This is a genomic window from Flavonifractor sp. An52 (genome assembly GCF_002159385.1).
Classification (GTDB): domain Bacteria; phylum Bacillota; class Clostridia; order Oscillospirales; family Oscillospiraceae; genus Flavonifractor; species Flavonifractor avicola.
On the sequence record NZ_NFIB01000046.1, the window covers coordinates 1 to 13,917 of the forward strand.

General features: G+C 57.8%; 13 protein-coding genes. 10 read left to right on the plus strand and 3 right to left on the minus strand.

Translation table 11 applies throughout. The features are described from left to right. Positions 1–135 precede the first annotated feature (135 nt). A complete protein-coding gene (locus B5G06_RS13045; protein WP_087189486.1) occupies positions 136–516 on the minus strand; it encodes a DUF4363 family protein in 381 nt (126 codons plus the stop codon). Then, a complete protein-coding gene (locus B5G06_RS13050) occupies positions 513–1,193 on the minus strand; it encodes a DUF421 domain-containing protein (protein WP_087189487.1) in 681 nt (226 codons plus the stop codon). The genes B5G06_RS13045 and B5G06_RS13050 overlap by 4 nt, the downstream gene beginning before the upstream one ends. Before the next feature lie 74 nt (positions 1,194–1,267). On the opposite strand from B5G06_RS13050, the gene B5G06_RS13055 reads away from it, so the two are divergent. The 6 genes from B5G06_RS13055 to guaA all read left to right on the plus strand — a co-directional run bounded on the left by B5G06_RS13055 (position 1,268) and on the right by guaA (position 10,119). Then, positions 1,268–2,095 carry a metallophosphoesterase gene (locus tag B5G06_RS13055; protein WP_087189488.1) on the plus strand — a complete coding sequence of 276 codons (828 nt, stop codon included), beginning with the start codon at positions 1,268–1,270 and terminating at the stop codon, positions 2,093–2,095. Between the two features lie 176 nt (positions 2,096–2,271). Next, complete coding sequence (locus tag B5G06_RS13060; protein WP_087189489.1) at positions 2,272–3,366, plus strand: carbamoyl phosphate synthase small subunit; 1,095 nt, start codon at positions 2,272–2,274, stop codon at positions 3,364–3,366. Further along, positions 3,366–6,656 carry a carbamoyl-phosphate synthase large subunit gene (carB, locus tag B5G06_RS13065; RefSeq protein WP_087189490.1) on the plus strand — a complete coding sequence of 1,097 codons (3,291 nt, stop codon included), beginning with the start codon at positions 3,366–3,368 and terminating at the stop codon, positions 6,654–6,656. The genes B5G06_RS13060 and carB overlap by 1 nt, the downstream gene beginning before the upstream one ends. A gap of 72 nt (positions 6,657–6,728) precedes the next feature. Further along, entirely contained in the window at positions 6,729–7,364 is a 636-nt protein-coding gene (locus tag B5G06_RS14495) for a hypothetical protein (RefSeq protein ID WP_087189491.1), read from the plus strand. A gap of 116 nt (positions 7,365–7,480) precedes the next feature. Next, the gene (locus B5G06_RS13075; RefSeq protein WP_158094718.1) at positions 7,481–8,509 is read left to right on the plus strand and encodes an acyltransferase family protein; all 1,029 of its coding nucleotides are present in this window, start codon (positions 7,481–7,483) and stop codon (positions 8,507–8,509) included. Between the two features lie 68 nt (positions 8,510–8,577). Beyond that, a complete protein-coding gene (gene guaA, locus B5G06_RS13080) occupies positions 8,578–10,119 on the plus strand; it encodes a glutamine-hydrolyzing GMP synthase (protein WP_087189493.1) in 1,542 nt (513 codons plus the stop codon). 206 nt (positions 10,120–10,325) lie between these two features. On the opposite strand, the gene B5G06_RS13085 is transcribed toward guaA, so the two are convergent. Beyond that, entirely contained in the window at positions 10,326–10,859 is a 534-nt protein-coding gene (locus tag B5G06_RS13085) for a helix-turn-helix domain-containing protein (RefSeq protein ID WP_087189494.1), read from the minus strand. A gap of 421 nt (positions 10,860–11,280) precedes the next feature. Between B5G06_RS13085 and B5G06_RS13090 the strand changes: the two genes are divergently transcribed. The 4 genes from B5G06_RS13090 to B5G06_RS13105 all read left to right on the plus strand — a co-directional run. Then, entirely contained in the window at positions 11,281–11,484 is a 204-nt protein-coding gene (locus tag B5G06_RS13090; RefSeq protein ID WP_087189495.1) for a helix-turn-helix transcriptional regulator, read from the plus strand. A gap of 2 nt (positions 11,485–11,486) precedes the next feature. After that, positions 11,487–12,569, plus strand: a complete 1,083-nt coding sequence (locus B5G06_RS13095) for a site-specific integrase (RefSeq protein WP_087189496.1) — start codon at positions 11,487–11,489, stop codon at positions 12,567–12,569. 4 nt (positions 12,570–12,573) lie between these two features. Beyond that, positions 12,574–12,909 (plus strand): plasmid mobilization protein, encoded by a 336-nt coding sequence (locus B5G06_RS13100; protein ID WP_087189497.1) that lies wholly within the window; start codon positions 12,574–12,576, stop codon positions 12,907–12,909. Continuing rightward, positions 12,899–13,917 (plus strand): AAA family ATPase (locus B5G06_RS13105; RefSeq protein ID WP_087189498.1); only part of this gene is annotated, 1,019 nt, incomplete at its 3' end. The genes B5G06_RS13100 and B5G06_RS13105, both read left to right, overlap by 11 nt.

Here is a 13,917-nt window from a genome sequence, read left to right on the forward strand (position 1 = left end):
GTCATAGGGGGAGGAAGGGGGTACAAGGAATGTGTTTTGGAAGTGACAAAATGCTGGGACGAACGACGAAAATAAAATGGAGGGGGACAGTAAGAGAGATTGCAGGGGGGCGCGGCAGATGCGCCCCCCTTTCGTTTAAAAGACATTTTTTAAGGTGAGCTGCTCCGCCTCGCTGAGCAGTTCGATCTGGGTGACCAGCCGGGCGTTGGCGGCGGCGTATTCGCCGTATTCCTGGCTCTCCAGCAGGGCCAGGGTTTCCTGAAATCCGGCGTAAATCTGATCGGTGTCGGCGTGGCGGAGGAGGACGTGGAGATACACATCCCGTCCCCGCCAGGTTTGCAGGGCCTCTTCCGTCAGGGAACGGGCTTCCTCCCAGCGGTCGGCCCGGGCCAGGGTCTGAGCTTCATCCAGAGCGTCGGACAGACCCTGGGTAAAGCCCCGCAGGGACCAGGTATGGAGCAGGGTGCCGCACAGCAGGGCAGCCAGCAGTGCCAGGGCGATCCACAGCCGCTTCACCGGACCGCCTCCTTCTCAATGACACAGACCTTGTTGGTCTCATCCACCGTCAGCAGAAACACGTCCTGGGTCCGTTTCACATGGTGCTGCTGAAGTTGCTTGTCCAGCCACACCTCGTCCAGGCCCCGGCTATGGAGATTGCGGGTGATGACCCGTCCGTCGTTGATCATGACCACCGGCAGCCCCGGTTCCGGCAGGTGCAGATCCAGGTCCTGAGCGGTGGGCGGCTTCTGGGCGGCGAAGGGGAGAACGGACAGCTGGCCGTTGGTCTCCAGAATGGCATACTTGACGGTGGAAAGGTCGGTAACCCCCTTCATCCGCAGTTCCTCCATCAGTTCATCCAAAGTGAAGCGGTTGCGCTTCATCTCGCCCTGGCGCAGTTTCCCGTTTTCCACGATGATGCTGGGACGGCCGCAGAGCACCGCCCGGAATTTGATGCTCTTCATGGTGAGCACCGACAGGGCCATGGTGATGCACAGCAGGGTGAGGATGGGGATGAGGCCGGTGAGCAGGGGAATGCCGAAGTCCTGCATGGGAACGGCAGCCAGATCGGCGATGAGCAGGGCCAACACCAGCTCGGAGGGCTCCAGCTCACCCACCTGCCGCTTGCCCATCAGCCGGATACCGGCAATAATAAAGGCATAAAGAATGATTGTGCGTAAAAAGGCAATGACCATGAAACGACCTCCCGGAGATCACGATACCTTCAGTATGACCGGGATGGCGGCAGATATACAAAAGGAGGGAACCGATGAAAAAAAGAACAGCGGCGTTGCTGACCGCAGGGAGTGCAACTGCCGGTATCCTGCTGGCAGCCTTGGATGTCCGCTTGGCGGTGCGGCACTATACAGTGAAAAGTGAAAAGGTGGATGGTCCCATTCGCCTGGCAGTACTTACCGACCTTCACGCCTGCCGGTACGGGAAAAACCAGGAACAGTTGGTGGCAGCGGTGGCCGCACGGAAACCGGATCTGGTGGTCATGTGCGGCGATATCGTGGATGATGAGCCCCGGATGGAGGAGTGGCGTGCCCTGCTCACGGTAAAAAGGCTGGCCGACCGCTGGCCGGTATATTACGCCTCGGGCAACCACGAGCACCGCACCGGGCGGCTGGCTGTGGTCAAAGAACTGCTGACAGCCTGTGGTGCGGTGGTGCTGGACGGCAAATGTGTCTGCGCCGCTGCCGGGGCACAGATGGTGCAGATCGGCGGCATTGACGACCCGGAGACGGGAGAGGAGAACTGGCAGGACCAGTTGACCGCCGCCAGCGGTGATCTGGACGGCAGTCACTTCTCTATTTTGCTGACCCACCGGCCCGAGCGGGTGAGCGACTACGCCGGCAGCGGATTTGATCTGGTGCTGGCCGGTCACGCCCATGGGGGTCAATGGCGGCTGCCCGGCCTCATCAACGGCGTACTGGCTCCCAATCAGGGAATGTTCCCCACTTATGCCGGTGGGCGCTATGAGATCGGCGGCGCCACCCTCATTGTCAGCCGGGGACTGGCCCGGGAGAGCACCCGCGTGCCCCGCCTGTTTAACCGGCCGGAGCTGGTGGTTGTGGACATAGAACCACCAAAATAATTATTAGGTCAAATATAGATTTTTGAGATATTCGGGACGCATTGACCGTGAAAAACGGGGGATGCGCTCCGACTTTTTGTCCAAAATTACAATTTTGAAAAAGAAGGGAAAAAGAGAGTTGCCGGAGGCGGATATTTAGAGTACAATCGAACAAATACCATGGAAAGAAAGGCGTGATGCAGGAGATGAAGGCGACCTTGATTCTGGAGAACGGCGCCATGTTCCAGGGCGTCAGCATGGGCTCCCCCGCAGACCGGGTGTGCGAAATGGTGTTCAACACCTCCATGACCGGCTACCAGGAGATCCTGACCGATCCCTCCTATGCGGGACAGGGAATCGTGATGAGCTATCCCCTCATTGGCAATTACGGCGTAAACCACGAGGATAATGAGTCCTCCCGGCCCTGGGCTGAGGCGTTTATTGTGCGGCATCTGGCCCGGCGGGGCAGCAATTTCCGCTGCGAGGGTGAGCTGGACGCCTATCTGAAACAATATGACATTACCGGGATCGAGGGCGTGGATACCCGGGCTTTAACCAGAATACTCCGCAGTCAGGGGACCATGAATGGCATGATCACCTGTGCGGAGCATTTTCATGTTGAGGAGTGCCTGGAGAAGATCCATGCCTACCGGGTGGAGGGCACCGTGGAAAAGGTGACCCGTAAGGAGCCCCAGCTCTACCCCGCCCTTGGGGAGCAGAAGCTACGGGTGGCCCTCATGGACTACGGCGTGAAGGAAAACATGATCCGCTGCCTTCAGAAGCGGGGCTGCCAGGTCACCGTCTATCCTGCCCACACCCCGGCGGAGACCATCCTCACCGGCGGCTATGACGGCGTCATGCTGTCCAACGGCCCCGGCGACCCGGCGGACAATGTGGACATTATTAAAGAGGTACGCAAACTCTACGACTCCAGCCTGCCCCTCTTTGCCGTCTGCCTGGGCCACCAGCTGCTGGCTCTGGCCACCGGCGCCCAGACCCGGAAGATGCGCTTCGGCCACCGGGGCGGCAACCACCCGGTGAAGGATCTGGCTGCCGGACGGGCCTTTATTACCAGCCAGAACCACGGCTATGTGGTCACCGCCGAGAGTGTGGACCCCGCTGTGGCGGAGATTTCCCACGTCAACGTCAACGAGGGCAGCGTGGAAGGCCTGCGCTACAAGCGGCCCAACTGCTTCACCGTTCAGTTCCACCCCGAGGCCTCCCCCGGCCCCATGGACACCGAATATCTCTTTGACCGCTTTGTGGACAGCATGAAGGGAGGCGACCGGTAATGCCCAAGAATCCGAATATTAAGAAGGTACTGGTGCTGGGCTCCGGCCCCATCGTCATTGGCCAGGCCGCCGAGTTCGACTACGCAGGTACCCAGGCCTGCCGCGCCCTGAAGGAAGAGGGCGTGGAGGTGGTGCTGGTCAACTCCAACCCCGCCACCATCATGACCGACAAGGACATTGCCGACCATGTGTATATCGAGCCCCTGAACATCGCCAGCGTGGAGCAGGTGATCCAGAAGGAGCGCCCCGACTCCATCCTGCCCACCCTGGGCGGCCAGACCGGCCTGAACCTGGCTATGAACCTCCACGAGCAGGGCATTCTGCAGCAGTACGGTGTCAAGCTGCTGGGCACCAGCCCTGAGTCCATCCGCAAGGCGGAGGACCGCCAGGGCTTCAAGGACGCCATGGAGGCCATCGGCCAGCCCTGCGTCACCTCCGACGTGGTGGAGAGCGTGGAGGACGCCGTAGCCTTCGCCAGCAGCATTGGCTACCCCGTCATTGTCCGCCCCGCCTATACCCTGGGCGGCACCGGCGGCGGCATTGCCTACGACGAGATGTCCCTGCGGGAGATTGCCGACCGCGGCATCCATCTCAGCCGTGTGGGCCAGGTCCTCATCGAGCGCTGCATCTCGGGCTGGAAGGAGATCGAGTTCGAGGTCATGCGGGACTCCGCCGGCAACGTGATCCAGATCTGTTCCATGGAGAACGTGGACCCGGTGGGTGTCCACACCGGCGACTCCATCGTGGTGGCCCCTACCCAGACCCTGGCCAACCGGGAGTTCCAGATGCTCCGTAAGGCCTCCCTGGACATCATCTCCGCCCTGGAGATTGAGGGCGGCTGTAACGTGCAGCTGGCTCTGAATCCCGATTCCTTCGAGTACGCGGTCATTGAGGTCAACCCCCGCGTGAGCCGCTCCTCCGCCCTGGCCTCCAAGGCCACCGGCTATCCCATTGCTAAGGTGGCCGCCAAGATCGCCCTGGGCTACACCCTGGACGAGATCCCCAACGCGGTGACCGGCAAGACCACCGCCTGCTTTGAGCCCACCCTTGACTACTGCGTGCTGAAAATCCCCCGTCTGCCCTTCGACAAGTTCACCACCGCCAGCCGTACCCTGGGTACCCAGATGAAGGCCACCGGCGAGGTCATGGCCATCGGCAACTCCTTTGAGGGTGCCCTGATGAAGGCCATCCGTTCTCTGGAACTGCCTGTGAAGTCCCTGCGCCTGCCTGGCCTGGATCAGCTGTACACCGAAGAGATCGAGGAGCGGCTGGTAAATATCGACGACCAGCGCCTCTTCGTGGTGGCCGAGGCCCTGCGCCGGGGCTTCTCCCCCGAGAAGATCAACAAGATCACCAAGTACGACCTGTGGTTCCTGGACCGGCTCCAGAACATCGTGGACATGGAGGACAAACTGGACCACGGCCATCTGGATGCCGATACCCTGCGCATGGCCAAGGAGATGGGCTTCTCCGACGCCTGGATTGCCGCCCTGTCCGGCAAGGAGCGGGGAGAGATCAAGACCCTGCGTGAGTCCTATGGCATCCGCCCCGCCTTCAAGATGGTGGACACCTGCGCCGCCGAGTTTGAGGCTCAGACCCCCTACTACTACTCCACCTACGATGAGGAGAACGAGGCCGCCGAGGAGCTTCATCTGCCCCAGGTGGGCGAGCTGGCTCCCCATATCCCGGAGGCTCCCTGGCTGGCTGCTGCTACGCCTGAGGCCCACCGGCCCGGTCAGGACAAGAAGAAGGTGCTGGTGCTGGGCTCCGGCCCCATCCGCATCGGCCAGGGCATCGAGTTCGACTACTGCTCCGTCCATTCCGTCTGGGCTTTTAAGCGCCTGGGCTATGAGACCATTATCATCAACAACAACCCCGAGACTGTGTCCACCGACTTCGACGTGGCCGATAAGCTGTACTTTGAACCTCTGACTCCCGAGGACGTGGAGGCCGTGGTGGAGCTGGAGAAGCCCTGGGGTGCCGTGGTGCAGTTCGGCGGCCAGACCGCCATCAAGCTGGCTCAGGCCCTCACCAACATGGGTGTGCCCATCCTGGGCACCTCCGCCGACGGCGTGGACGCCGCCGAGGACCGGGAGCGCTTTGACGAGATCCTCAACCAGTGCAAGATTCCCCGCGCCGCCGGTAAGACAGTGTTTACCACCGAGCAGGCTCTGGAGGCGGCCCACGAGGTGGGCTACCCCGTGCTGGTGCGCCCCTCCTATGTGCTGGGCGGCCAGGGCATGGAGATTGCCTACAACGACCGCAACATCACCGAGTTCATGCGCATCATCAACCAGGTGGAGCAGGAGCATCCCATCCTGGTGGATAAGTACCTGATGGGCCGTGAGGTGGAGGTGGATGGCGTGTTTGACGGGGAGGATCTGCTCATCCCCGGCATCATGGAGCACATCGAGCGGGCCGGCGTCCACTCCGGCGACTCCATCTCCGTCTATCCTCCCATCCACATCGAGGAGAAGCACAAGGAGACCATCTACCGCTATACCTACGACCTGTCCAAGGCTCTGGGTGTGGTGGGCCTGGTGAACATCCAGTTTGTCATCTACGACGACACGGTGTATGTCATCGAGGTCAACCCCCGCTCCTCCCGTACCATCCCCTATATCTCCAAGGTCACCGGCGTGCCCATCATCGACCTGGCTACCAAGGTCATGCTGGGGCAGAAGCTGAAAGACCTGGGCTACGGTACTGGCATCTACAAAGAGGCCGACTACTACGCTGTGAAAATGCCGGTGTTCTCCTTCGAGAAGCTCACCGACGTGGACACCGGCCTGGGCCCCGAAATGAAGTCCACCGGCGAGTGCCTGGGTCTGGCCGAGTCCTTCCCACAGGCCCTGCTGAAGGCCTTTAAGGGCGCCAACATGAAGGCTCCCAAGAAGGGTGGCCGCATCATCATCACCGTCAAGGACGAGGACAAGGGCGAGATCATCGGCATCGCCCAGGGCTTTGCCGACATGGGCATTGAGATCCTGGCTACCAGCGGCACCTGCGAGGCCCTCAATGCTGTGGGCATCCCCGCTCGCAAGGTGGCTCGGGTCTCCGAGGCTCACCCCAACATCCTGGACATGATCGCCTCGGGCACCGTGGACCTGGTCATCAACACCCCCACCCGGGGCCGCCGCCACGACACCGACGGCTTCAAGATCCGCCGCTCCACCGTGGAGCACTCCGTGGCCTGCATCACGGCTATTGACACCGCACGGGCCATGCTCACCATTCGCACACAGGGCCGGCCCTCCGACCTGCGGCCCATTGATATTACCCAGATTTAATTAAATTGGGAACTTCCCCCTTCCGGATTCGTCTGATAGCATAGACCTAAGAATCTGGAAGGGGGAGTTTTTATGCGTAAACTGGTTCCTTTGACCCTGGCGGCCTGCCTGCTGGCCGTCTCGCTGACCGGATGCAGAACTCCGGACAGAGGCCCTGCGGCCGAAAAACCGGTGATTTACCTCTACCCGGAGGAAGAAACCAAGGTCTCCGTTACCCTGGACTTTGATGGGGAACTGACCTCCACCTATCCCGCCTATGGGGACAGCTGGACGGTGGACGCTTCTCCCGACGGGACCCTCACGGACCCGACCACCGGACGGCAGTATTACTGCCTGTTCTGGGAGGGCGTGAGCCAGACCGAATACGACTTTTCCACCGGCTTCTGCGTAACTGGGGAAAACACCGCTGATTTTTTGGAGGGTGCCCTGGCACGGCTTGGCCTGACAGAGCAGGAGGCAAACGAGTTTATTATCTACTGGCTGCCCAAGATGGAGCACAACCCCTATAACCTGATCTCCTTCCAACAGGAGACCTATACCAACAGCGCCCAACTGACCATTGACCCGGCCCCGGATACCCTGATCCGGGTATTCATGGCCTGGCAGGGGCTGGACCAGCCGGTGGAGGTGAAGCCCCAGATCCTCACCGTCCCGGAGCGCACCGGCTTTACCGCCGTGGAATGGGGCGGCGCGGAGATAGGTGCCTGAATGAAAGGCCGCTGAGCTGTCAGAACTCGGCGGCCTTTTTGCTGCTATTGCGGGAGAGGAGAAAACATGATATTCTAAGCGGGCATAGGCTGTCGTGGAAAGAAGGCACGCCGGACGTGAAAACAAGGGAATATCAGTATGATAATCTGCGCTTTTTGCTCATTGCCCTGGTGGTGCTGGGGCACCTGCTGGAGATTGCGGGGGAATTTCCCCACAAAGAGACGCTGTATGCTGTAATCTACTCCTTTCATATGCCTGCCTTTTTGTTTCTCAGCGGAATGTTTGCCAGGTTTGATCGGAGCAAGTGGATCTTTGGCATGGCGCTGCCCTATCTGGTCCTCCAGTGGTTGTACACCGCATTTGTGGAAAAGTTGGGGGACCCCTGGGTTCATGTGCAGTTTTCCAGGCCCTACTGGATCTTGTGGTACCTCTTTGTGCTGGCCATTTACACCCTCTTGCTGCCGGTGTACGACGCGCCGTCCCCCACAGGGCGGTGGCTGGTGGTCGCTGCGTCGGTAGCTTTAGCGCTGCTGGTGGGCTTTGACAAGAGCATCGACTACCAGTGGAGCGCCTCCAGGATCGTGGCCTTCCAGCCCTGGTTTCTGCTGGGTTATTACTTCAGACAGGCAGAGGGCCTGCGAGCACGATGGAACGGGGCGGGGCGGACATTTCGGGGAATGCTCCTGGGCCTTGGGGCCGTCTGCTGCGTGGCGCTGGAGTGGTTGATGCTGCGGCAGGGCGTGACCGCAAAAATGATGCTGGGGGCCTACGGCTATGAGGATCTGGGCTACAGCTGGCAGGTGCGGGGCCTTATCATGTGCTGCGCCGCCGTGGTGATCTTCCTCCTGTTCGTGGGCCTGGCCCCTCACCTTAAGCGCAGAATCCCGGTCATAACCGTTTTGGGGCAGAATACCCTGCCCATCTATCTGCTCCACGGCTTTTTCTTCCATCTGCTTCGGCTGAAATCCCCCTATTTGCTGGCCCAACCGTGGCAGGTGCTGCTGGTATGGGTGGGGTTGCTGCTTCTGTTGGGTAATCCGGTGACAGGGCGTGTCACCAGCTTCCTGTTCGGCGGGGGATGGTATCACCTGCTTCAAACGCGGCGCGGACGTGGGAGAAGTATTGCGCCCGGGGAAAAAATATGATATTCTAAGCTATAATTGTTACGCAAATTTTCGGAAACCTATAGACTCCATAGAAAGAAGGAACTTGAATGTCCCATCAGACCGTGATCGTTCTGGACTTCGGCGGCCAGTACAATCAGCTCATTGCCCGTCGGGTCCGTGAGTGCGGCGTGTACTGCGAGGTCAAGCCCTATACCACTCCGCTGGAGCAGCTGAAGGCCATGGAGCCCATCGGCTTTATCTTTACCGGCGGCCCCAACAGCGTGTACGACGAGAAGGCCCCCCATGTGGACCCCGCCATTTTTGAGCTGGGCGTGCCCGTGTTGGGTATCTGCTATGGCTGCCAGCTGATGGCCCACACCCTGGGCGGCCAGGTCACTGCTGCCCAGGAGGATACCGCCCGGGAGTACGGCAAGACTGAGACCTATTACGACACCACTTGCAAGCTCTTCAAGGGCCTGCCGGAGCAGGGCATCTCCTGGATGAGCCACGGCGACTATATGGCCAAGGTGCCCGAGGGCTTTGCCCTCACCGCCCGTACCGACGCCTGCCCCAATGTGGCCATTGCCGATGAGAAGCGGGGCTTCTACGGCGTGCAGTACCACCCCGAGGTGAACCACACTCAGCATGGTGTGGACATGATCCGCAATTTCCTCTATGAGGTGTGCGGCGCCACCGGCGACTGGACCATGGAAGATTACAAGAATACTGCCATCCGGGACATCCGGGAGAAGGTGGGCGACGGTAAGGTGCTGCTGGCCCTGTCCGGCGGCGTGGACTCCTCCGTGGCCGCAGCCCTGCTGGCCGAGGCAGTGGGTAAGCAGCTGACCTGCGTGTTCGTGGACCATGGCCTCATGCGCAAGAATGAGGGCGACGAGGTGGAGGCTGCCTTTGCCCGCTGGGATATTAACTTTGTCCGGGTGGATGCTGAGACCCGTTTCCTGCTGAAGCTGGCTGGCGAGGCCGAGCCTGAGCGCAAGCGCAAGATCATCGGCGAGGAGTTCATCCGGGTTTTCGAGGAAGAGGCCAAGAAGATCGGCCGGGTGGACTACCTGGTCCAGGGCACCATCTACCCCGACGTCATTGAATCCGGTGCCGGCGATGCCGCCGTCATCAAGAGCCACCACAACGTAGGCGGTCTGCCCGACTATGTGGACTTCAAGGAGATCATCGAGCCCCTGCGGCTGCTGTTTAAGGATGAGGTGCGTCAGCTGGGCCGCGAGCTGGGCCTGCCCGAGTACCTGGTCATGCGCCAGCCCTTCCCCGGCCCCGGCCTGGCCATCCGTGTGATCGGCGATCTGACCAAGGAGAAGCTGGATACCCTCAGGGACGCCGACGCCATCTACCGGCAGGAGATCGCCGCCGCCGGTGAGGACAAGAACATCAACCAGTATTTCGCCGTACTCACCAACACCCGCTCCGTGGGCGTTATGGGCGACGGCCGCACCTACGATTATACGCTGGCCCTCCGCGCTGTTACTACCAGCGACTTTATGACTGCTGACTGGGCCCGTATCCCCTATGACGTACTGGACCGTATTTCCACCCGTATCGTCAACGAGGTCAAGGGTATCAACCGTATCGTCTACGATATTACCAGTAAGCCCCCGGCAACCATTGAGTGGGAATAAGCAAAAAGTGGATATGAGGGCCCGCAAACCCTTGAAAACACTGACTTTTTGATTTTCAGATTCCCCATTTGATAGCAGATTGATAGCACTCGTCAAATCCATACTTGCTGATTTTCTGGCAGGTAACAGGTGGTTTGCAGGTGCAGTTTAAAAACTTATCCAAGAGAAAAGGTCTAACCGATTTTTGCAAGTCGGTTAGACCTTTTTTATTTATCCTTTTTGTCCTTGTTCAGTTCCTCTACCAGCATATCGTTGAGGCCCTGAGAAGGGACAACCTTATGCCAATGGCCTGTAGCATCGAACTCCGGGTAGCGATAACGCCAGCGGTCATAGTCCTCTTTGGTGATCGCCCCCGACTTCAACTTGGCCGCCTGCTCCCCCCAAGCACAGAGCATCTCATGGAGTCGGGCCGCTTCTTTCCCTTGGAACATATCCACCCGAAAATGTATTTCTCCGTCACACTCGCAGATTTTCAGGCCATAGCGGTCCTCCAGCGTAAACAGCGTGTGCATGAGGCCCACATAGGAGTCGATGTCCGGCACAGCCAGGGCATGGGGAGAGACCTCCAATATCTGTGCCAGTGCGGCGGTCAGGTCTGCCTTGGGTGTCCGCGACCCGTTCTCATATTGGGCGAGGCGCACATCGGCAGACTTCTCCGGGAAGCCCAGCGCCATACCGAGATATTTCTGCGTCATGCCCCGCAAGGTGCGGAAAAAGTGAATGCGTTCTCCAATCGCCATAACGGCCAACTCCTATCAGAATTCTTGATAATTTTAGCATAGCAGAAATGCTTAGGATAGTCAAGAAAAATCTAAACAAATTTATTTAATATTTTTCTGCAAACCACTTGACTTTAACTATTATGCTTAGTATAATAAGGGTGATATAAGCAAATAAGTTTAAGTCGCAGAAATTTTACAAATTGGATACCCTCCAAACAGCGAAAAATATGTCCGTTGTAAGGTGAAAGAGGGAATTTCAGGCACTGAAAATTGAATGACCGTCCGACAGATACTTTTTCCGGGGAAGCAGGCGACGATATGAGCGTGTCAAGGAGAAAAATAAACGGCACAGCGCCGGGAAGGGTTGCCTGCCAGAGTCTGAAGGGTGAAACGGCAAACGAGAAACGATCACGACAGAGAAAGGAAGGTATTTTTGCGTATGGCAGGACAGATTTTTATGCGTGTGGACGAAGTGGCCGAGGAACTGGGGGTATCTAAACCCTACGCTTATAAACTCATTAAACGAATGAATGAGGAGCTGGCACAGACTGGCTGCATCACGATCGCTGGCCGGATTGACCGGAAATTCTTTCATGAAAAATTCTACGGTACGAGGACTGAGACGAAAAGGAAGGAGGGCTAAATATGGCCGCATTCAAAAATAAAGACAACGGAACCTGGTATGTTCAGTTCCGTTACACGGACTGGAGGGGTGAGCGCCAGCAGAAGCTTAAACGCGGTTTTGCAACCAAAAAAGAGGCGTTGGCCTGGGAACGGGAATTCCTGATGGAGAAACAGGCCGATGTAAATATGACCTTTGAGAGTTTTGTTTCTCTATATGAGAAGGACATCAAACCCAAACTGAAGCTCAATACCTGGCTCACCAAAGAGAGCATCATCAAGAAGAAGATTCTGCCCTACTTTGCCAAGCGGAAGCTGTCGGAAATTACGGCCAAGGACATCATTGACTGGCAGAATGAAATTCGTAATCTTACAGATTATCGCGGAAACCCCCTATCCAAGACCTACCTGAAAACGGTTCATAACCAGTTAAGCGCAATTTTCAATCATGCAATCCGATATTATGGCCTGCAAGCCAATCCGGCACAGAGGGCAGGAAATATGGGAACAGAAGAACGGCGGGAAATGCTGTTTTGGACGCGGGAGGAGTACACAAAATTTTCCGAGGCCATGATGGATAAGCCCATTTCTTTTTATGCCTTTGAGATGCTTTACTGGTGCGGAATCCGGGAAGGGGAGCTGCTGGCCCTTACCCCGACGGATTTCGACTTTGAGAAACGCACCCTCACCATCAATAAGTCCTATCAGCGTCTCAACAAACAGGATGTCATCACCACACCTAAAACGCCCAAGAGCAACCGGGTCATCCAGATGCCCCAATTTCTGTGCGATGAGATACAGGACTACCTCAAGCAACTCTACGGTGTGGAACCTGACAGCCGCATTTTCCCTGTCAGTAAAAACTATCTCCACCGTGAGATGGATCGGGGCTGTAAAGAAACCGGGGTAAAACGCATTCGCATACACGATTTGCGACACAGCCATATTAGCCTGCTGATTGACATGGGATTTACCGCTTTGGCAATCGCAGAACGGGTAGGGCATGAGAGTATCGACATCACCTATCGCTATGCTCATCTGTTCCCTACACGTCAGGTAGAAATGGCTGACAAGTTGGACTCGCTGAAAACTGAGAAAGGAGCTTAAAACAATGTCTATGAAAAACCTTGACCGCCACAACCGCTGGCGGAACAAAACGGTGGCTTTCCGGGTCTCCCCGGAGGAGGACGAGCAGCTGGAAATCTTCGTCAAGTTGTCCGGCCTTACCAAGCAGGACTACATCACCCGGCGGCTGCTGGAAAAGGACGTGGTAGTCCAGGGCAATCCCAGGGTATACAAAGCTTTGCGTGACCAGCTTGCCGCTGTGCTGGATGAGCTGCGGCGCATTGAGGCTGGGCAGAGTGTGAACGACGAGCTGCTGGACACCATCCAGATGATTGCCACCATTATGAACGGGATGCAGGAGGAAGCTGCCTATGGGAATTGACGCAAAAGAAAAGACTGCCCGAAGCACATCTGTTGGCGCAGATGAGAGGCAGTCCATTCAAAAAGATTCTGACAACAGTATACCCGTTTCAGAGGCAAAACGCAACGGGGAAACGGAAAATTCTACGGAAAGTCTGGAGGAAATGTACCGCAAGATGCAGCGTATGGCCGACCCGCGATACCTGCACACGCTCACCATGACCGAGCTGTTTCAGACCTCCTACAAAAGCCGCCCGCCCATCATTGAAAATTTGCTCCATTCGGGGGCGTATCTCCTCGCGGGTGCGCCCAAGATTGGAAAGTCGTTTCTAGTGGCGCAGATCGCCTACCATGTCAGCACCGGGCAGGCGCTGTGGGGCTGCAAAGTCCACCAGGGAACAGTCCTCTACCTTGCGTTGGAGGATGACTTCCAGCGCATTCAGAACCGGATGTTTATGATGTATGGCGTGAACGATACCCCGAATCTTCACTTCGCCACCGCTGCCGGAAAAATCGGGAACGGTCTGGACGAGCAGTTGGAGAATTTCATGCGAGAGCACCCGGACACCAAACTCATTATCATTGACACCATGCAGAAAATCCGGGAGGCGGGAGGCGAGGCATACAGCTATGCCAGCGACTATGAAATCATCGGCAAGCTCAAGCAGTTTGCGGACAAACATTGTATCTGCGTATTGACCGTTCATCATACCCGGAAGCAACCTGCCGGGGACGCTTTCGAGATGATCTCCGGCACCACGGGCCTGCTGGGCTGCGCCGATGGCTCGTTGCTGATGCAGAAGAAAAAGCGGACCGCGTTGGAAGCCACCATTGATGTGGTGGGCCGCGACCAGCAGGACCAGATTCTATACTTGAAAAAGGACCCGGAAACGCAGATTTGGAACTTGGAACGCATGGAAACGGAGCCGCACAAGGAACCGCCGGACCCTGTGTTGGAAGCGGTGGCCCGGATGGTCAATGCCAGTCAACCGGAGTGGACGGGCTCTCCATCGGAGCTGGCCGCAGCGGT

Excerpts from the sequence above, each read along its gene's own strand:
- B5G06_RS13090 (WP_087189495.1), top strand. The coding sequence starts at position 11,281 with ATGGCAGGACAGATTTTTATGCGTGTGGACGAAGTGGCCGAGGAACTG.
- B5G06_RS13050 (WP_087189487.1), bottom strand. The coding sequence starts at position 1,193 with ATGGTCATTGCCTTTTTACGCACAATCATTCTTTATGCCTTTATTATT.
- B5G06_RS13100 (WP_087189497.1), top strand. The coding sequence starts at position 12,574 with ATGTCTATGAAAAACCTTGACCGCCACAACCGCTGGCGGAACAAAACG.
- B5G06_RS13055 (WP_087189488.1), top strand. The coding sequence starts at position 1,268 with ATGAAAAAAAGAACAGCGGCGTTGCTGACCGCAGGGAGTGCAACTGCC.
- carB (WP_087189490.1), top strand. The coding sequence starts at position 3,366 with ATGCCCAAGAATCCGAATATTAAGAAGGTACTGGTGCTGGGCTCCGGC.
- B5G06_RS14495 (WP_087189491.1), top strand. The coding sequence starts at position 6,729 with ATGCGTAAACTGGTTCCTTTGACCCTGGCGGCCTGCCTGCTGGCCGTC.
- B5G06_RS13095 (WP_087189496.1), top strand. The coding sequence starts at position 11,487 with ATGGCCGCATTCAAAAATAAAGACAACGGAACCTGGTATGTTCAGTTC.
- B5G06_RS13085 (WP_087189494.1), bottom strand. The coding sequence starts at position 10,859 with ATGGCGATTGGAGAACGCATTCACTTTTTCCGCACCTTGCGGGGCATG.
- B5G06_RS13060 (WP_087189489.1), top strand. The coding sequence starts at position 2,272 with ATGCAGGAGATGAAGGCGACCTTGATTCTGGAGAACGGCGCCATGTTC.
- guaA (WP_087189493.1), top strand. The coding sequence starts at position 8,578 with ATGTCCCATCAGACCGTGATCGTTCTGGACTTCGGCGGCCAGTACAAT.